Origin of the sequence: Nonomuraea zeae (genome assembly GCF_005889725.1) — a bacterium.
In the GTDB taxonomy this organism is placed as follows: domain Bacteria; phylum Actinomycetota; class Actinomycetes; order Streptosporangiales; family Streptosporangiaceae; genus Nonomuraea; species Nonomuraea zeae.
In genome coordinates this window covers 34,712-52,604 of the sequence record NZ_VCKX01000051.1, presented here as the reverse complement: position 1 = coordinate 52,604, position 17,893 = coordinate 34,712, and the positions used below count along the sequence as shown (strand labels likewise).

At 70.8% G+C, this 17,893-nt stretch carries 17 protein-coding genes and 1 pseudogene; 7 read left to right on the top strand and 11 right to left on the bottom strand.

The window, feature by feature from the left end; genetic code table 11:
- From ETD85_RS18675 to ETD85_RS18660, 4 genes and pseudogenes are all read left to right on the top strand, one after another.
- Window positions 1-280, top strand: a pseudogene (locus ETD85_RS18675) (FAD-dependent oxidoreductase); the annotation flags it as partial.
- Window positions 281-397: 117 nt separating this feature from the next.
- Window positions 398-1,213 carry an SAM-dependent methyltransferase gene (locus ETD85_RS18670; RefSeq protein ID WP_138691002.1) on the top strand — a complete coding sequence of 272 codons (816 nt, stop codon included), beginning with the start codon at window positions 398-400 and terminating at the stop codon, window positions 1,211-1,213.
- Window positions 1,214-1,366: 153 nt separating this feature from the next.
- Window positions 1,367-2,251, top strand: a complete 885-nt coding sequence (locus tag ETD85_RS18665) for a DUF2268 domain-containing putative Zn-dependent protease (RefSeq protein ID WP_138691001.1) — start codon at window positions 1,367-1,369, stop codon at window positions 2,249-2,251.
- A 10-nt stretch (window positions 2,252-2,261) separates the two neighbouring features.
- Window positions 2,262-3,020, top strand: a complete 759-nt coding sequence (locus ETD85_RS18660) for a MerR family transcriptional regulator (RefSeq protein WP_138691000.1) — start codon at window positions 2,262-2,264, stop codon at window positions 3,018-3,020.
- A gap of 23 nt (window positions 3,021-3,043) precedes the next feature.
- Here the strand turns inward: ETD85_RS18660 and ETD85_RS18655 are convergent, their stop codons facing one another.
- Together ETD85_RS18655 and ETD85_RS18650 are read right to left on the bottom strand one after the other, a co-directional pair.
- Window positions 3,044-4,354, bottom strand: a complete 1,311-nt coding sequence (locus tag ETD85_RS18655) for an FtsX-like permease family protein (protein WP_206058392.1) — start codon at window positions 4,352-4,354, stop codon at window positions 3,044-3,046.
- An 11-nt stretch (window positions 4,355-4,365) separates the two neighbouring features.
- Window positions 4,366-5,154, bottom strand: a complete 789-nt coding sequence (locus ETD85_RS18650; protein WP_138690998.1) for an ABC transporter ATP-binding protein — start codon at window positions 5,152-5,154, stop codon at window positions 4,366-4,368.
- Window positions 5,155-5,222: 68 nt separating this feature from the next.
- Between ETD85_RS18650 and ETD85_RS18645 the strand changes: the two genes are divergently transcribed.
- On the top strand, window positions 5,223-5,795 hold the full coding sequence (locus tag ETD85_RS18645; RefSeq protein ID WP_138690997.1) for a TetR/AcrR family transcriptional regulator: 573 nt from the start codon (window positions 5,223-5,225) through the stop codon (window positions 5,793-5,795).
- Window positions 5,796-5,906: 111 nt separating this feature from the next.
- Here the strand turns inward: ETD85_RS18645 and ETD85_RS18640 are convergent, their stop codons facing one another.
- The 5 genes from ETD85_RS18640 to ETD85_RS18620 form a co-directional block, all read right to left on the bottom strand.
- A complete protein-coding gene (locus ETD85_RS18640; protein ID WP_138690996.1) occupies window positions 5,907-7,112 on the bottom strand; it encodes an amidohydrolase family protein in 1,206 nt (401 codons plus the stop codon).
- A gap of 156 nt (window positions 7,113-7,268) precedes the next feature.
- Window positions 7,269-10,172, bottom strand: coding sequence for a M36 family metallopeptidase (locus ETD85_RS18635; protein WP_240779226.1), 2,904 nt, complete (start codon window positions 10,170-10,172; stop codon window positions 7,269-7,271).
- 302 nt (window positions 10,173-10,474) lie between these two features.
- Complete coding sequence (locus ETD85_RS18630; RefSeq protein ID WP_138690995.1) at window positions 10,475-11,425, bottom strand: ARPP-1 family domain-containing protein; 951 nt, start codon at window positions 11,423-11,425, stop codon at window positions 10,475-10,477.
- On the bottom strand, window positions 11,422-12,714 hold the full coding sequence (locus tag ETD85_RS18625; RefSeq protein ID WP_138690994.1) for a VWA domain-containing protein: 1,293 nt from the start codon (window positions 12,712-12,714) through the stop codon (window positions 11,422-11,424). The genes ETD85_RS18630 and ETD85_RS18625 overlap by 4 nt, the downstream gene beginning before the upstream one ends.
- Before the next feature lie 11 nt (window positions 12,715-12,725).
- Entirely contained in the window at window positions 12,726-13,784 is a 1,059-nt protein-coding gene (locus tag ETD85_RS18620) for a macro domain-containing protein (protein ID WP_138690993.1), read from the bottom strand.
- 207 nt (window positions 13,785-13,991) lie between these two features.
- Between ETD85_RS18620 and ETD85_RS18615 the strand changes: the two genes are divergently transcribed.
- Window positions 13,992-14,183 (top strand): hypothetical protein, encoded by a 192-nt coding sequence (locus ETD85_RS18615; protein ID WP_138690992.1) that lies wholly within the window; start codon window positions 13,992-13,994, stop codon window positions 14,181-14,183.
- 36 nt (window positions 14,184-14,219) lie between these two features.
- On the opposite strand, the gene ETD85_RS18610 is transcribed toward ETD85_RS18615, so the two are convergent.
- Window positions 14,220-14,657 (bottom strand): MerR family transcriptional regulator, encoded by a 438-nt coding sequence (locus ETD85_RS18610; protein ID WP_138690991.1) that lies wholly within the window; start codon window positions 14,655-14,657, stop codon window positions 14,220-14,222.
- A gap of 70 nt (window positions 14,658-14,727) precedes the next feature.
- On the opposite strand from ETD85_RS18610, the gene ETD85_RS18605 reads away from it, so the two are divergent.
- Window positions 14,728-15,336: a class I SAM-dependent methyltransferase gene (locus tag ETD85_RS18605; RefSeq protein WP_240779225.1), complete on the top strand. Its 609-nt coding sequence runs from the start codon at window positions 14,728-14,730 to the stop codon at window positions 15,334-15,336.
- A 137-nt stretch (window positions 15,337-15,473) separates the two neighbouring features.
- Here the strand turns inward: ETD85_RS18605 and ETD85_RS18600 are convergent, their stop codons facing one another.
- The 3 genes from ETD85_RS18600 to ETD85_RS18590 form a co-directional block, all read right to left on the bottom strand.
- Window positions 15,474-15,776, bottom strand: a complete 303-nt coding sequence (locus tag ETD85_RS18600; protein WP_206058391.1) for a Rossmann-fold NAD(P)-binding domain-containing protein — start codon at window positions 15,774-15,776, stop codon at window positions 15,474-15,476.
- 59 nt (window positions 15,777-15,835) lie between these two features.
- Window positions 15,836-16,240 carry a hypothetical protein gene (locus ETD85_RS18595; RefSeq protein ID WP_240779224.1) on the bottom strand — a complete coding sequence of 135 codons (405 nt, stop codon included), beginning with the start codon at window positions 16,238-16,240 and terminating at the stop codon, window positions 15,836-15,838.
- A gap of 179 nt (window positions 16,241-16,419) precedes the next feature.
- On the bottom strand, window positions 16,420-17,745 hold the full coding sequence (locus ETD85_RS18590; protein WP_240779223.1) for a serine hydrolase domain-containing protein: 1,326 nt from the start codon (window positions 17,743-17,745) through the stop codon (window positions 16,420-16,422).
- Window positions 17,746-17,893 lie beyond the last annotated feature (148 nt).

Below are 17,893 nucleotides of genomic sequence, written 5' to 3'. Positions count from 1 at the left end.
GCTGGGCTGGGCGGGTGGTTACGTGGGCCACGGGGTGGCGACGACGAACCTGGCCGGCCGCACGCTGCGGGACCTCGTACTGGGGCGGGAGAGCGAGCTGACCGGGCTGCCGTGGGTGGGCCGGCGGGTCAGGAAGTGGGAGCCCGAGCCGCTGCGCTGGCTGGGGGTGCAGGGGATGTACGCGGCCTACCGCGAGGCGGACCGGCAGGAGACGACCGGCGGGCGCGTCACCACCTCGCCGATCGCCGGGCTGGCCGACCGGGTGGCCCGCCGGGAGTGACGGGCGGTTCTATCCGCCAGATATCCCGATGAAGTGGGATTTCGCCCATCCAGCCGTCCTAGATCATCTATGTTGGTGCCCTGGCCGCAGGCCATGGACGCCGATGAGGAGGCTTTGATGGGTGAGGGCCCCGTGGAGAGTGACAGAGCAGCGGTCACGGCTCGTATCGACACCTCCGTCCCACACCCGGCCCGGGTGTGGGACTACTGGCTGGGCGGCAAGGACAACTACGCGCCTGACCGCGAGGTCGGCGAAGAGATCGTGAAGGTCATGCCGGACCTGCCGGTCAACGCCCGCGCCGAGCGCGAGTTCATCGGCCGCGCCGTGCGTTTCCTGGCCGGTGAGTGCGGCGTCGACCAGTTCCTGGACGTGGGCACGGGCATCCCGGCGGCGGACAACACCCACGAGGTGGCGCAGCGGGTCAACCCCAAGGCGCGGATCGTCTACGTCGACAACGACCCGATCGTGCTGGTCCACGCGCGGGCGCTGCTCGTCGGCAGCGACGAGGGGGTCACCGACTACCTCGACGCCGACCTGCGCGAGCCCGAGCCCATCGTGCGCGAGGCCGCCAGGACGCTGGATTTCACCCGGCCGGTCGCGTTGATGCTGATGGGCGTGCTGGAGTTCGTCCCTGACGCCGCCCAGGCGCACGCCTCGGTACGCACGCTGCTGGACGCGCTGCCGTCGGGCAGCTACCTGGCGATCGCGCACAGCGTGCGGAGCCCTTCGATGGACGAGGCCGCCGCCCAGTGGAACGCCAGCGGCGCCACGACGCTCACCTTGCGCACGGAGGAGCAGCTCCTGGCCTTCTTCGACGGGCTGGAGCCGGTGGAGCCGGGCCTGGTGTCCCTCCCGCGGTGGCGGCCGGACTCCGGCACCAGCTACCAGGACCGCCAGGTGTTCCAGTACGGCTGCGTGGGCCGCAAGCCGTAGAGCGCGGCTGTCGTGGCGTCGGGCGAGGGTCTGGAAGGACTTGCTTCGGCTCCCACGGCAGGCCCGGGCGGGCGCGGCCGTGGGCGCCCGTGCCTGACGAAGGGCGCCGCCGGGTTTGACGTTGACGCTGCGTCAACTTCTAGCATCGGCGCCATGTCGATCACCGTTCTTGACACCTACTCCGCCATGAGGCGGATCCTGCTGGCCCCGGTCCCGGACCGCGTCGACCTGCTGCGTTCGATGCTGGAGGCCAACAAGGGCATGTACCGCTACAACCCCGGCGAGATCGACCTGGTTGCCGTGCACCGCGAAACGTCCGGGTTCCCCATCGACCGCGACGAGGAGCGCTGCCTCGACGCGCTCGAAACCCTGGCGGCGGCCGGGGCCTGGGAGCGGATGCAGCGCGCCCTCGACGACGCTCTCGCCGTGCTGCTGGAGGCGACGCCGGGGCTGGCGGCCCCGGACATCACCGTGCTGTTCCTCCTCGGCGATCCGGGTGACGAGCACTTCATGGGTCCCTGCCAAGGATTGACCGGGTTCGGCGGCATCTCGGGCCACATCGCCATCACGTTCTGGCCCTTCCCCGAGAACGTGGCGCGGCTGGAGGCCACCGCCGTGCACGAGCTGCACCACAACCTGCGGTGGAGCCCGGGCGGGGTCGTGTGGGACCCGATGACGGTCACCGTCGGCGAGCACATCGTCGGCGAGGGCCTGGCCGACGCCTTCGCCCGCCAGCTCTACGGCGACGAGCTCGGCCCCGCCCGCATCGGCGTGCCGCACCTGCACGACGACGAGGTCTTCAGCAAGGTGCTCACCGGGCTCGACGTGACAGGCATGCAGAACTTCACCGCCTGGGTGCACGGCGACCCCAGCGCCGAGCGCTTCGGCCTCACCCCGGTGGGACTGCCGATGGGCGCCGGGTACGCCGCGGGCAACCGGCTGGTCGACACCTACCTGGCGGAGACCGGGCAGACGGCGGCGCAGGCCCTGCACGCCGACAGCTCGGAGATCATCGCCGCCACGCTCCGCCGTAGGTGACACTGGGACGATGGAGTGGACGATCCAGGAGCTCGCGGTGAGGGCCGGCATCACCAGCCGCACCCTGCGTCACTACGACCGCTTCGGGCTGCTGGCCCCGTCCCGGGTCGGCGCGAACGGCTACCGCTACTACGACGCCACCGCGGTCGCCCGGCTCCAGCGGATCCTGTTCATGCGCCGGCTCGGCCTGGGCCTGCCGGCCATCGCCGAGGTCCTGGCCGACGAGGTGGACACGTGCGCCGGGCTGCGCGCCCACATCGCCGAGCTGGAAGCGGAACGGGACCGCATCGAACGGCAGATCCGGTCCGTACGCCAGACGGTCGAGGCCCTGGAGGCGGGGGCGGAACCGCGGATGGACGTCATGCTGGCGGGGTTCAACGACCACTACAAGGACGAGGTGATCTCACGCTGGGGCGAGCGCGTGTTCCAGGTGAGCAACGACTGGTGGCACGGCAAGACCCTCGACCAGCAGCTCGCCTGGAAGCAGGCCGCCGAGGACCTCGTCGCCGCCTGGGTCGCCGCGGCGCGGGCCGGGGTCTCTCCGATGTCGGAACGCGCTCAGTCACTGGCCGCCCGGCACGTCCGGTGGCTGAGCCAGATCCCGGGCACCCCCACGGCCGAGGGCGACCGGGAGTGCTCGATCGAGATGGTGCAGGGCCTGGGAGACATGTACGTCGACGACCCCCGCTTCGCCGGCATGTACGACGACGCCGCGGGGGCGACGTTCGTCCGCGACGCACTGCAGGCGTACGCGCGGACCCGGATGTAGCTCGTGCGGTGCCTGCCGTGGCCTCACGCCGTGCGGATGGCGCGCCTCCCGACGAGAGATGTGACGCCGAGGGTGACGCCGATCCCGATCACGATGGTGACCGCGTAGGGCAGGGGCGCCGCCGCTTGCAGGGGATCGCCGGTTTTGACGATGGCGAAGGGCAGGACGGTGACGAACGCCCCCACGCTTCCGGCGATGGTGCTGATGGCGGTGGCGGCGCCGATCTCGCGTACGAGCATCCGCTGTGTCTGGGCGCCGGTCGAGCCGATGAGGGACATGACCGCGAACTCAGGGCGGCGTTGGGTGATGGAGGCGACGAGGTTGTTGGTGAGGGCGATGGCCATGAACGCCGCGATCAGGGCGACGACGAAGTAGTTGATCGAGGCGAGGACCTGAGCTGTGCTGCTCGCCGTGCCGACGCTGTTCTCGATGCCTTGCATGCTGAGCGTGCCCGCGGCGACGGTGACGAAGAGGGTCAGGAAGGTCACGGTCGGTCGTACCCGCTCCGGCGCCGCGGAGAGGTTGATCGCGGCCAGGTGGGAGGGGGCGGTGGCGCGTGCCGGGCGGAAGGCGTTGAGCGCGGCGTTCGCCGTGGCGACGAGCTCCGGGGCGAGGATGCACATGCCGACGGCGACGAGCACGCAGCCGGGCCCGGTCATCGCGGTGGTGAGCACGTCGGCCGGGTCCATGGCGAACACCGCGGCCGATGAGGCCAGGCCGGCGGCGATCATGATCGTCGCGGCGACTCGGCGTCGCCGTCCCGGATGCCGTCCCGTACGGCGGCGTGGGGGCGGCGACGCATCGGCCACCGGGCTGCGGTGAGCGAGGGAGTGGCTGCCTATCCATGCGGCGAGCACGCTCGCGGCCAGCACGACGAGCACGCCGAGGACCGGGAGCAGCAAGCCGGGCGCGAAGACCGAGGCGGCGTCGGTGAGCCCGGCGGAATGGATGCTCCGGGTGACGACCCAGCCGACGGCGTAGCCGGCGGCCAGGCCCGGGAGCGCCGTGCTGGCCGAGATGGCCGCTGTCTCGGCGGCCAGCATCCGCTGCACCTGCCGGGGGCTCGCGCCGATGAGACGGATGCCCGCGATCTCCCCGGCGCGGCCGGTGAGCGCGACGCCGATCGTCGAGACCATGGCGAACAAGACGATCGCGACCGCCCAGCCGCCCATGATGAGCGGGAACTGCACCAGGAACGCGCGGTCGGCGGCGACCGTACTCTCGGCCAGCCCGGTGCCGAGCAGGCTCATCATGCCCGTCACCAGGATGGTGCCGACGAGCGTGACCAGGCCGGTGGCGATCGCGGCGGCGCGGTGATGCGCGAAAGAGCGCATGGCGATCCTGATCACCGGTTCACCGCCGAGTCGTGGGCGGCCTGTTCCGCCGATTCGACCAGGACGGCCATTCTGCCGGCGACCTGCTGCGCGGTGGGGCGAGGGAGGTGATCGACGATCCGGCCGTCGGCGAGGAAGAGGACGGCATCGGAATAGGAGGCGGCGACCGGATCGTGGGTGACCATGATGATCGTTTGACCGTGGTCCGCGAGTTCACGCATCAAGCGCAGGACCTCCCTGGCGCTGCGAATGTCGAGAGCGCCCGTGGGCTCATCGGCGAAGACGATGTCGGGGTCGGTGATCAGTGCCCGCGCGACGGCGACGCGTTGCTTCTGGCCGCCTGACAGCTGATGAGGGCGGTGGCTGCCCCGGTTGCCGAGCCCCACGCGGGTGAGCAGCTCGCTCGTGCGCGCCGGTTCGGTCTTGCGCGCGTCCAGGCGCAGAGGGAGCTCGACGTTGTCGACGGCCGAGAGCGCGGGCAGGAGGTTGAACGACTGGAAGACGAATCCGACGCGGCGCCGCCGCAACCGCGCCAGCTGCGTCTGGTCAAGCCCGCGAAGGTCCTGCCCGTCGAGCTCGACGGAGCCCGATGTCGGGCTCTGCAGCCCGGCGGCGCAGTGCAGGAGGGTGGTCTTGCCGGAACCGGACGGCCCCATGATCGCCAAGAAAGAGGACCGGGCGACATCGAGATCGACGCCGCGCAGGGCGTGGACGGGTCCGGCCTCTCCTGGATATTCGCACCGGAGAGCGCGGATGCGCAGCACGGGTGGGGCGGGCGCGGCAGTGGCATACGGAGTCATGGCAGCTCTCTAAATGATCGTTTTAAACAAACGTTTCATACGAATGTTTATTTGATACGGTAGAGCATATGAGTGCCAAGGACAAGCTGTTGCTGGCGGCGCGTGACTGTCTGCTGGCCAAGGGGTATGCGCACACGACCGTGCGGGACCTGGTCGCGGCGTCGGGGGCGAACCAGGCGTCGATCAACTACCACTTCGGGTCCAAGGAGCAGCTGCTCACCCGGGCCTTGCGCGATCTCAACACGGAGTGGGGTGAGCTGCTGTTCGCGGTGCTCGAGGAACCCGGCGGGACGCGGCCCGGGCTGGATGCTCAGGAAGACCTGTGGGGCCGGATCATCGTCTCGATCCAGGCCAACCGATCGCTGTGGCTCGTCAACTTCGAGTCTGTCGCGTCCGTACGGCAGGACGACGAGATCCGGGGGATGATCGCCGGCGGCCAGGAGCTGGCCAGGGCCTCGCTGGCGCGGGCGTTCGCCGGCCTCGGCCCGGACAGCGATCCGGGCGAGGTCCACGCGACCGGATCGCACTACCTCGCCCTGCTCGTCGGGCTTGCCTCCCAGTGGCTCACCGACCCGGAACGCGCGCCGACGGCAGAGCAGTTCGCCGCCGCCAACTTCAGCTCCGGCCGGCGCCGCCAATGACGGCCCCAAGACGGAGGCGCCGGTCAGGGAAGTGCCGGAGTTCAGGACACGCCAACTGGGCGACGACAGCGGGTGATCGGCTGACGGGGTAGACCGGACGCCGAAGGCGGGCTACGCGGTTCGGCGTGCCTGGCGTACGCCTCCCCGCCACACGCCGGCGATGGCGCGGGTCGCGGTGATGTCCACCGTCGGGTCCCCCTCCACCAGCAGCAGGTCGGCCCGCAGCCCCCGGGCGATCCTGCCCCGGTCGGCGAGGTCGAAGCAGCGGGCGGTCAGGCTGGTGGCCGCCGCCAGCGCCTCCTCGGCCGTCAGGCCTGCCTCGGTCAGCAGCAGCAGCTCGTGGTGCAGCCCCGCCCCGTGCACGGGCCCGAACGGCGTGCAGTCGGTCCCCGCCAGGAGCGGCACCCCGGCACGCACCAGCGCCGCCGCCGACCGGGAGGCGTTGAGCACGCCTCGCGAGTGCATGGGCACGTCGGTGATCTCCCTGCCGAACGTGGCCTTCGACCGCTCCGACAGCCGCCCCGCGATCCGCTCGTCCCGCAGCAGCTCCTGGCCGCCGGGGTCCCCGGTGACGGCCTCGATGTAGGTGATCGTGCTGACCACGAACGCGTCGTACGACGCGATCCGGGCGGCCAGCTCCTCGGCCTGCTCCTCCCCGGCGTCGGAGTAGAGGTGCGCCAGCCCGTCGGCGCCCGCGTCGAGCGCGATGAGCGCCTCCCGCGCGGTGACCGTGTGCGCGATGACCCGCAGGCCCGCGGCATGCCCGGCCTCGACCAGGACCGCGGCGACCTGAGGGCTGAGCACCGGGAGCGACATCCCGGACGCCCCGCCGTCGTCGACCGCGATCTTCAGGTAGTCCACGCCCTCCGCCAGCCGCGCCTCCACGAACGCCTTGGCCTGGTCGGAGTCGGCCACCGTGTCGAGCCCGGTGCCGGAGCCCAGGGCCCTGAGCACGTCCGGGGTCATGATCTGGGTGGGATGCCCGCCGGGCGCGGTGGCGATCATGCTGGAGCTGCGCAGGTCCGCCACGTCGTCGCGCTCGGCCGCCTGCCGGCGCTGGGCGGCGAGGACGGGCGGCAGGTTGTTCATGTCGAGCTCGGTGGTGACGCCGAACTTCAGCGCCTCCTCCAGGTCCCCGTCGAACGCGTGCGCGTGGGCGTCGATCAGGCCCGGCAGCAGGGTCTTCCCCGTCCCGTCCACCTCGACGTCCACCGGCTCGCCCGGCTCGCCGATGCGCTCGCCGTCGATCACGACGTCGGCGCCCGTCACGGTCCGCTCACCGTCGAAGACGCGGACGTCGCGGATCAGAGTACGCATTGACCACTCCATGTAGTTTGACGTCTAACTACTTCGGGACGGAATGAACCCCTTCCCAAAGATGATTACGCGTCGAATAGTACGACATCAAACTATCTCCGGACAAGCCGACGGCCCGCGCCCCCCGAGCGAGGAGCGCGGGCCGTCACCTGCCGATCAGTGCGAGAACGCCTGGAACTCGGCCGCCCTGACCTGGTCACGCAGCGGGCTGGCCGTCCCGCAGTCGGTCGCGGAGTTCGGATCGCTGTCCTGCTCACCGGCGTACCGCGGGTTGCCGGTGCACTGCGTGCTGACCACGCGGAACATCAGATGCGTGGCACTGGTGGCCCGTACCCCGAACGACTTGAAGATCAGGTCCGCGCCGCGGGGACGCGGCAGCCCAGAGTCGAACGCGTTCGCCGGGCTGGTGTAGATCTTGGTGAAGTTCGCCGGTTGCGCGCAGTCCGCGCTGCAGGCCAGCACCTCGAAGGCGCGCAGGCTGGAGAAGCGGTTCTGGGCGCCGGGATCGGCGGGATCGCCGATGTTGGGCCTGAGCATCGCGCTCACCTGCACCCTGCGGATCTTCACGGGGCTGTCGCCCGCCAGGTCCACGACGACCGACTTGCCCGCCGGCGCGCCGGTGAGCGAGGCCCAGTTCGTGGCCTCGGTCTCGTCGATCAGCTTGGCCTGGTTGACGCCGTCGCCTGCCGCCGTCGCGCCGCCGGCCCCCGATGCGAGGTTGCGGGTCAGGAGCAGCGGAAGGGGCAGTTTCACGCCGGGGAGCACCACGTACTTCAGCCGCGTGTGCCCGAACCCGCTGCCCGCGACCACGAAGTCGTAGGCGCCCGGGGTCATCTCCACGGTGTCGCCGAGCGGCGTCGCGGGGTCGGTGTCGGCGACCGGGACCACGCGCCCCTCGTAGTCGCCCACGTACAGCCGCAGCGCCGCGTCCTTCGCCTCGCCGAGCGGCTTGAGCTGCAGCGAGCCGTTCTTGCCCGCCGGGTTGACGAAGCTCGGCGTCGGGTCGGGATCGTTCGGGCCGGCACTGGCCGCGCCCTGGCCCAGGCCGTGCTCGGCGAACGCGCGCCACATGATGTCCTGGTTCGCGCCGCCGAAGCGGATCGCGTCGGCCGCGAGCAGCGCGTCGCGGTGATCGACGTAGCTGACCGCGCCCGAGGCCATCAGCAGGAGGGCGTCGAACGAGAGCTGCGCCCAGCGCCGGTTGCCCGGGCACTTGTCGACCGGCGTCTGGCCGTCGGCGCAGGCCCGCTGCTGCTTGGCCGTGCCCTGGCCGTACCGCTTGACGAACGCCGCGCGCACGTCGAACTGGGTGGCCGACCAGATCTCGCCGTCGGCGTGCACCTGCTGGCCGACGATGTCGTAGTTCATGTCGCTGTAGTTGAGCGGCGACTTCGACATGTCGTAGTTCCTGATGCCACGCGCCTTGTCCCCGGTCACGTAGCCGCCGGTGACGTACGGGGTCAGGCCGGAGGGACGGAACCCGTACTCGAAGAGGTGCTCCATCGCGACCAGGTCGGAGGTGCTCTCGTTCATGGCCCCGGCCTGGGCGCCGCTCCAGCCGGCGTTCGGGCCGCCGATCATGCGGCCGGAGATGGCGTGCGTGTACTCGTGGCCGATGACCGACATGTCGTAGTCGCCGTCCACGCACGGGGAGTAGAACGAGCCCGCGATTGGCTGCCACAGGTACATGTTCGTGATCGGCGCGACCCCGTCGGGGCCGGTGATCTGGTTGGCGTTGTCGCGTACGGACAGCACCCGGGCGCCGGCCTGGGCGTTGCCCTGCTCGGGGTCGTTGCCGAGCCCGCCGCGGTCGCCGTTGTCGGCCTGCATGTTCCAGGCGGTCTCGGTGAAGCCGAGCCGGTAGGACCAGTCGTGCATGCGGTTGTGCATGGCGTTCAGGTTGGCGATGGCGGCTTCGAGGTCGGCCTCGCCGGGCTGGTCGAACGTCGCCGGGTCGCACTTGGCCTCGTACCAGGTGTTACGCCATGGATAGGTGTAGTTCCTGCTGGGAGTGAGCACGTTGGAGCGGGTGCCGACGGTGAACGGGTCGCCGTTCGCCCGGTTCTCGTAGGTCCTGGCCGAGTTGCCGATGCTGGTGCCGGTCGGCGTGTTCGTGGCGTGGTCGACGTCCCACGCCTTGCCCGTGCCCGGGTCGCCGCCTGTCACGTAGTCGCAGCCGGGGCCGGCCGCGAAGCACCAGGTCTTGCGGGTGTCGGCGGAGGAGTAGTCGTCACGCGGGTTCGACGGGAAGGCCGACCAGTGCGGGTTCTCCGGGTCGAAGTGGTCGACCAGGTTCTCGCGGACGAGGATGGCGCCGCTGACCGCGTCCACGTGCGTCGTGTACGCCGCCGCCTCGCCCTGCTGCCCGCCCCCGATCAGGACCACCTGGTACGCGTTGTGCACCCCGTCGGGCGCCGGCACCGCCACCGGGGTGGCCTGCTTGGTGGCCGCGGTCGCCAGGTCGATGCCGCCGTCCCTGGCCGCGATCTCCAGGGCCTGCTGCGCGCTGAGCGTGGCGGCCGGGGGCGCCTGCGCGGAGCGCGACAGCGAGGACGTGACGTGCCTGACCTGGCCGCCGGCCACGCCGACCGCGACGAGGCCGTCCACGCCGGCCGGCAGGTCGCCGAAGCGCTGCCGCAGCAGCACGGCGTGACCCGCGCCGATGGGGTTGACGGCGACCTTCTCCAGCGCGTCGACCGCCTCGGCGCTCAGGCCGAAGACGGCCTCGTTGCTCTTGAGGTAGGCGCGGGCGGCCTGTTCGGGGTCGGATCCGAGGCCGTCGGCCAGGGGCTGCGCGCTGATGACGGTGGCCGGGGTGCCCAGCGCGTTCCAGCGGATCTCGGCCGCGGAGCCGGCGACGCGCGCGTTGGCCCCCGCGGGCGGCGGCACCCGGCCCTGACGGTTGTCAAGATCGGGTTTGCCGTGGTTCTCGGCCTGGAAGTCGTGGATCTCCGGAGCCTGCCCGCCGGGTTGGCCTTGGGCGGCCCCTGCGAGGGGTAGAGCCGACGCGATGACCGCGACGACGATCAGTGTGCTGCGTAACCAGGGCTTGGTCGACACGATTCCCTCCTGCGTGCCAGGGATGCGCAGATTGCGCGCATCTCCGCAAGAGGTAACACCGCTTCAATTGCCTGACAAGATCTTGTAAGGGCCGCAATATCGGCGTATAAGCCCTTTAGCGAAACGTGCGGGACAGGTGGCCGGCGCCTCGGCGAACCCATGCGGATCGCTCTCAAAACGACCATCCCTTATGTGGAATGAGGGGTTGGTCCGCCGCGCCCGGCTCAGTTCCCGCACTGATCATTCAACCTCCGCCCGATGCGGGCCGCAACCGGATTTACGGTGCGGCCCGCGCCTGACGCTCAGCGGTCGGCGAACACGGAGGCGTAGATCGGCCGGCCGTGCTCGGTGACCACCTGACCGGCCAGCCCGTCACCGGTGACGGTGGACAGCCGCAGGTCCAGGTAGCGCTCGTCCTCGACCATCCGCAGGTCACCGCCGGGCTCCGGCAGCCAGGAGGCCACCTCCGCCATCCGCTCGGCCCGGTCGCGCGCCAGCTCCGCGCGCAGCCCGGCCAGGTCCGTGGCGTCGTACGGCTCCGCGGCGCTCAGCGCGGGCTCGGCCCGCCAGGCGCCGACCCCGTACGCGAAGCAGACCAGGGGCATCCACATCTCGGCGAAGTACACCGGGTCGGGCGCCAGCTCCAGCCCCGCGAACCGGTCGCGGAGGAAGAACAGCGCCCCCAGCTGGCCGGGCAGCAGCTCCAGCCGGCTCTGGAACTGCGTCAGCGTGGCCCGCTTGCGCGACAGGATCTGCTCCAGGTGCCCGCGGGACGGCAGCCCGTACGCCCGGTTGAGCGCCGTGATGTCCGGCCACAGCTTGGCGTAGTCTTTGCGGCCGCGCAGCCGCATCGCCTGGGCGCGCAGCTCGGCGGGCAGCACGAAGAACCACTGGTCGCGGCCCTCCAGATAGCCGCCCTGCCCGGCCTGGACGCAGCAGGCGTCGTCGAAACGCCTGGTCTGCCCCGCGCCGAGCAGCGCCGAGGAGCACAGGGCGTGGTTCTGCGCCGCGTCCTGGATGTAGCCGAGGTGCAGCGGCACGATCGCCACGCCTTCGCGGGCGCCGTTGTGCAGCTCCACCTGGCCGTAGCCGACGACCCGCTTGAGCTTCAGCCCGGAGCGGGGCGGCACGATCCCGGGCCGCTCGGGGCCCCATACGGGCACCATGGTCAGCGCCCCGGCCCGCTGGGGCGGGCCGGCGCGGTAGCCGTCCAGGTCGAGCGGTGCGGGCAGCAGCGTGCCGAGCGGTGTCATGTCCGTCCTCCTTCCAGTCGGCTGAGCATGGCGGTGCGGATCCAGCCCTGGCCGGGCGCGCAGTGGCCGAACAGCCACGGCAGCAGCCCGGCGAAGTCGTCCTGGTGCCAGAACGCCTGCCGGGGCAGGTCCGGCGCCGGGTCGCGCAGGGTCAGGTCGTCGCCACGGGTGAATGTCGCCTGGCAGAGCACCACGGGCGTGGCGTCTTCCGTGTACGGCAGCGTCGCGACCACTCTGGCCAGGTCGCCCGGCAGGTGGTTCTCGTAGCCGTCGGTCACGATCACCACCAGGTCGGGCCGGGTGCCGAGGGCGTCGAGCAGCCCGGTCGCCAGGTCGGTCGCGTGCCTCGGGTCGTGCTCGGGGCCGCCGGTCTCGATGACCGTGAGCCGCTCGCAGACCTCGGCCAGCACCAGCCGCAGCGCGGCGGCCTGCGACATGACCGCCCACTCGCGCTCGCCGTAGCCGCGCATGGAGCCGGACGTGTCGAGCACCATGGCCACGCTGCCCGGCAGGCGCGGCAGCCCGCGCGTCACCTCGGCCACGTACCCCGCCAGGGCGGGACGCAGCTCGGCCGCCGGTCCGCCCCGGTAGAGGTGGACCAGCGTCGCGGCGATGTCGCCCCGGTTGGTCGGCGTGACGATCGGCACGTGCTCCCTCACCGGGTCCAGCGGCGCGGGCGGCTCCTGCGGGGCGATCGCGCCGTGCGTACCCGGCCCGTAGAGCGCGCGCACCCGCTCGATCGCGGCGGCCGGGTCGGACACGAAGCGCAGCAGGCTCCTGCGCAGGTAGCCGGAGCCGGTGTCGCCCGCGCCGATCAGGCGCGCGCACGCCCGGGCGGTCGCCTTGCCGAGCGCGTGCTCGAAGCAGCCGGCCAGGGTGGCCCTGCGTGCCTCGATCAGCTCGCCCGCGTCCGGGTGTTCCAGGACGAAGGCGAGGATGGCCCGGGTGGTGTGCTTGTGGTTGGCCCGCAGCCGCCGCAGGGCGAGCAGCACGGTGACGGCGTGCGCGGGCGGCAGGCCGAACAGCAGCGCCCGCGTGACCTTGGCCAGGATGTTCCGGGTCCGGTCGTCGAGGCCGTCCTGCGAGTCGGCCAGCGTACGCAGCAGCACGCGGGCGCGCTGCCAGGGGAGCACACCGGGCACCAGCGCCAGCAGCGCGTATCCCTCGGGGTCGCTAAGCCGGGCACTCCGGTGGAGCTCCACGTCGTCCCACGCCAGATCGCCGCCCCGGGAGAGAACCAGCGGGGCGTCATGCGTCCGGAAATGCGAGAGAAGAAGAGGGGTGTCCACGGGACAAAAGCTTAAGAATCCCGTCCACCCGACGAAACTGATTTTTTCGTACGTAGCCGGATTCGGTCGCATTCGTCAAACACTTTTTGGCAGACGGCGAATTCGGCGTCGGTATAGGCGAGCAAATGGACTGTTTCGATACCGCTTGGGGGGTTGTGGGCTAGATGGGCGACGATGGCGGCGAGCATGCTCTGCACGGTGGGCTCGATCGCCGCCCCCGCCTCGCCGGTGCCGAAGATGGGGAACACGATCGAGGCCGCGCGGCCGTCATCGAGATTCTCGGCGCGCAGGAACACGTTGCGCACGCACGCCCCCAGATTGTCCACCTGCCGGTACCCGGCGCCCGCGGTCCCGTGGACGACGGCGGCGTGCACGATGCGCATGACCCCGTTCCGCCTGGCCAGCTCGTGCGCCCCGGCCACGATGGCGGTGCCCGGCTCCACCGGCACGTTGGCGCCGACCAGCGCGGAGAGCTCGTCGGCCACGCAGTCCTCGGTCACCCGCTCGGTCAGCGGGTCGCGGCGGGCGCCCTCGTAGCGGATGACGGCGGAGATCGAGCGCTCGTGGAACCTGGACATCTGCATGTCGGTGTTCTCGGAGTTCACCCACACGTCCACGTCCTTGACGTTGCGCAGATCTCCGGTGATCAGGACGATCTTCCGCTCGGGCCGCCCGATCACGGTGTAGTCGTAGGTCCCGGCCGCCTCGATCGGCCGGGGCTGACCGAGCTTCTCCTTCATGTCGAGCTGCTTGCGCAGGGCCGCGTTCGCCTTCTTCTCCTCATCCAGCCGGCCCGCGGTGCGCATGGCGCGCGGGCCGTACCACCAGATGAAGACGAACAGGCCGGCGGCGCCCGTCATGGTCGCGCCCATGAAACCCGCGGAGAACTCGCTCTGCGGAAAGAAGGAGAACAGCAGGATGACCGGGAAAAGGGCGAGCAGTAACCAGGAGATTGTGTGCAGCCGTTCGTTGCCCCCGTCTTGGGAGCGCCACACCTGCCAGGCGAACGCGCCCAGGCCGAGAAGGAGGCTGAGCACCGCCATGAGCAGGACGACAGGGTCGGCCGCCATTTGACCTCCCAGCCCGAGACAAACGCGGGAACGCATTTCTCAGGCTAATACCCCGGGGGCGTAGGCGAGCGGGAATGCGCACCACGGCGGCGGACAAATCGGTGGCCATTTGCGGACATCAACCGTCCCAGGGGTGGACGGCTGGAACTCCAACGCCGATGCTGGTTGGCAGCACCGTCGTGATCACCGGCCCACCGGGAGAGCTGAATGAACGCCCCTACTTGGACCCGCCGCGTCGCCGCCCCGATCGTCGGCCTGACCGTCGTGCTGGCGGTGGGCGCCGTCCCGGCGCAGGCGGACGACCCGTCGTCCCCGTGCTCGGACGCGACCGTGGTCCGGACACCACAGTCGGCCGTGGTGCTGGCCGACGGCGACTCCGGAGGCAAGCGCCCCGTATGAGAGCGGCGGTCACCCAGCGGCCCTGTGACGGCGCGGTCAGTGCGAGTGGATCTGGGCGTGGGCCTCTCCGAGTGAAGCGCCCGCCAGGAGCGCCGCGACCCCGCCGGTGAAGTTGGCGCACTGGAGGATGTCCTCGTGCGGGCAGGCCAGGCCATGGGCGATGGCCGTACGCGCCACCTGAGCCCGGGCGATCTGCTGGTCCAGCTCGGCGAGCTTGCGTCGGTAGAGCTCCCGCCAGCCGTCACCGGCCGGCGAACGAGTCGCGACGAACGCCTTGATCTCGCGCAACGTGAAACCGACGTCCCGCAGCAACACCACCACGCCGACCAGCCTGACCGCCGAGGGCGGATAGCGCCGCCGGCCTGAGGCCCGGGGCGGTGCCGGGAGCAGGCCGAGCTCCTCCCAATAGCGCAGGGCCGAGGTGGCGACACCCGTGCGGCTCGCCAGCTCACCGATCGTCAGCTGCTCATCCATTTGACTTCAAGCGTACTTGAAGTCGTTGACTGCGATCATGCAGACAGCAGGCACATCTCTCAAGCGACGCGTGATCAGATACCTGGTGGGCCAGGCCCATCGCCCCCGGGGCGTCGTCGGGTGGGCGAACGGCTGGATGTTCGCCCTCCGCCCCTCCAACCGGCGGCGCAACATCTGGGCGGTGTCGTTGCTGGACGTACGGCCCACCGACCGGGTGCTCGAGATCGGATTCGGTCCCGGCATCGCCATCGCCGAGCTCGCCGCCCGCGCCACCCGGGGCCACGTCTTCGGCGTCGACCACTCGCGGGCCATGGTCCGGCAGGCCGCCCGCCGCAACGCCGCCGCCGTCCGCGCCCGGCGCGTGCACCTCACGCACGCCTCCGTGGAGCGGTTGCCGAGCTTCGGCGACCCGCTCGATGCCATCCTCGCCGTCAACTCCGCGGGGTTCTGGCCCGACCCGGTGGAGCGGCTTCGCGAGCTGCGCCGACTGCTCCGCCCCGCAGGACGCATCGCCCTCGTCAGCCAGCCCCGCTGCCCCGGCGCCACCCGGGACACGACGGTCCGGGCCGCACAGGAGCTTCAGGACCTGCTCACCCGGGCCGGCTTCACCCACCTGCGGGTCGAGACCCTTGAGCTCGATCCGCCCGTCGCCTGCGTGCTCGCCGGCAATCCCGGCTGACCGGAAGCTCGGCAGGCCGTCATGACCCGCGGACCGCACGCACACCGCCCGGCCTCCGGCTCATCAAGGCTGCCTCGGTACGACCGGCCTTTCCCTCGGTACGACCGGCCTGAGCGGACGCAGGCCGCGGGTGGGATTCACGGAGTGAAGTAGTGGCCCTCGTCGAGATCGGCGAGCAGCCCCGGGTGGTCCGGCCACCATCCCAGGAGCTCGCGGGTCAGCGCGCTGGAGGCCGGGTTGTCGGTGGCGGCGGCGAAGGAGAGCCAGCCGAAGTGGGCCGCCGCCTGCTCCGCCGGGATGCTGACCGCCGGCAGACCGAGATGGCGGCCGATGATCTCGGCGACGTCTCCGCGCGGAGCCTCCTCGTCCGCGACGCCTGACTCGCTCGGGCTGGCCAGACCGGCCGCGTGGTCCCCTGGTGTGCGGGCGGGCGGGCGCATGGGCAGAGGCCCGGCGGGTGTCCGCCGGGCCTCTACGGGACGTGCCGAGCTCCCGAGGTCTAGTAGATGCGGTACTTACGGCCGCAGTTGTCGAACTTGCCGGCCCAGCAGGTGAACGTGTAGACCTTCTTGATCCCCCGCCCGCTCCAGCTGCCGGTGACCTTGCCGTCCCAGGCGCGGTTGAACTTGTGCCAGCTGCCGTTCTTGTAGAACTCGAACCACACCCAGGCCTTCTTGCCGCCGACCTTGTCCACGCCGTACCACTTCGTGAAGACCGTGCCGCCGCTCTTCCACGTCTTGCCGAAGGTGTAGGCCTTGTGGTCGCTGGAGAAGAACTTGCCCCAGCTCTTGGAGGAGGCGGACTGGGAAGCGGTCTGCGTGGCCGCCTGGGCGGCGGGGGTCAGGGCGAGGCCGGTGACGGCCATGGAGCCCGCGAGAGTCGCGATCGCGAGGGTCTTGCGCATTGAGGTCCTCCCCGTTGTCAGTGAGCCGGTCGATCCCGGCGACAGGGACATTACGGAGTGTCTGGTCGATCATCTGTGGACAAATCCACACGCCGGACGTGATCGGGAACACACTCGCGGGAGTGGTGATCGGGTAGGGGTGGAGTGGCGCGTTCCTCAAGAAACCGGGCGAAGGGGGATCAGCGCTTGACGAGCATCCTGTCCGAGGGGAGCGGGACGAACGGTGTCTGCGCCGACTTGGCGGCCGCGGCACCGCTTTCCCCGCATGCCGCCAGGAGCAGGTGATTCGAGATCGCCGGGTCGATCTCGTTCGGCTCCAGCTGGCCGTTCTCGTCGATGCGCTGATATTTCATCAGGTTCATCCCGAACGAGAGCCGGCGGTTTCCGTCCGCGCTGATCAGCGACTGGGTGCCCATGCCGAAGACGCCCCCGTCGTGGCCCCAGAATCGGCCGCACGGGAGGTCGGCGGAGTAGAGGCCGAGCCCGTAGTTCATCGCGATGCCGCCGCCCAGCGAGACGAGCACCGTCTTCTGCATCTCCGCGAGCTGCGCCGCGCCGATCAGCTCGCCGCGCAGCAGCGCCCGGTAGAACTGGTTGAGATCGTGCATCGTGGAGACCATGGCACCGGCCGTGCTCGCCCACGACATGTTGTAGACGCTGTAGTCGCGGGGCGGGTCGATGAAGCCGTACCACGACTCGTACGCCTTGGAGTGCGGCCCGGGGATCTGCGGCGTACGCGGGAAGGACGTGTGCCGCAGACCGGCCCTGCGGATGACGTTGCGGGTGATGTACTCCTCGGCGTCGACGCCCGTCACCTTCTCCAGCAACAGGCCCGCGAGCACGTAGTTCGTGTTGGAGTACATCCCGGGCGTCGCCCCCGGCTGCCCGGTCGGCGTGGCGGCCAGGCCCAGCCGCACCAGCTCCTCAGGGGCGAACGTGCGGAAGCGGTTGTCGTCCAGGCTGGTGGTCGTGCCCTCAAGAAGCGAGGGGAACGCCGGGCCGACGTGGTCGGCGATGTGGCTGGTGTGGTTGAGCAGCATCCGCACGGTGATCTGCTGGCCGCGCTCGCCGGGGACCAGGTCGGGCAGGTAGCGGGCGACTGGGGCGTCCAGGTCGATGGCGCCACGGGCCACCTGCTGGAGCACGGCCACCGAGGTGAACGTCTTGGTGATGCTGCCGATCCGGTGCACCATGTCAGGCTGCACCGGCCTGCGCGTGTCCACGTCCGCCACGCCTGCCGCGCCCTGCCAGGTCTCGCGTCCGTCGCGGACCTCGGCGTAGATGCCGTACATCCCGGCTTCGTGCACGGCGTCCAGGCTCCGGCGCAGCGCCTGCCGGTCCAGCGTCGAGCCCGCCGTCGCCGAGCTCGACGGCTCGGCGGGCGTGCCGGCGGCCCGCTGGAGCGCCGCGGCCGGGCCGGGCACGGCCAGGGCCGCCGCCAGCAGCGCGCCGGTGGTGGCCGCTCCGGCCTTCATCGCAATCTTCGAGAATCGGCGAAAAGTCATGCTTGTCAGCATGATCCACTCAATTCCGGCGAGGTTAGTCCATGGTGTCACCGGCTTTCCATGACACGGGTCATGCGGCATTCATGACATCGGCCCCCTGCCATGGCGGCCGGGCGGGGAATGACCAGTACTCTTCATTACCGGCCGG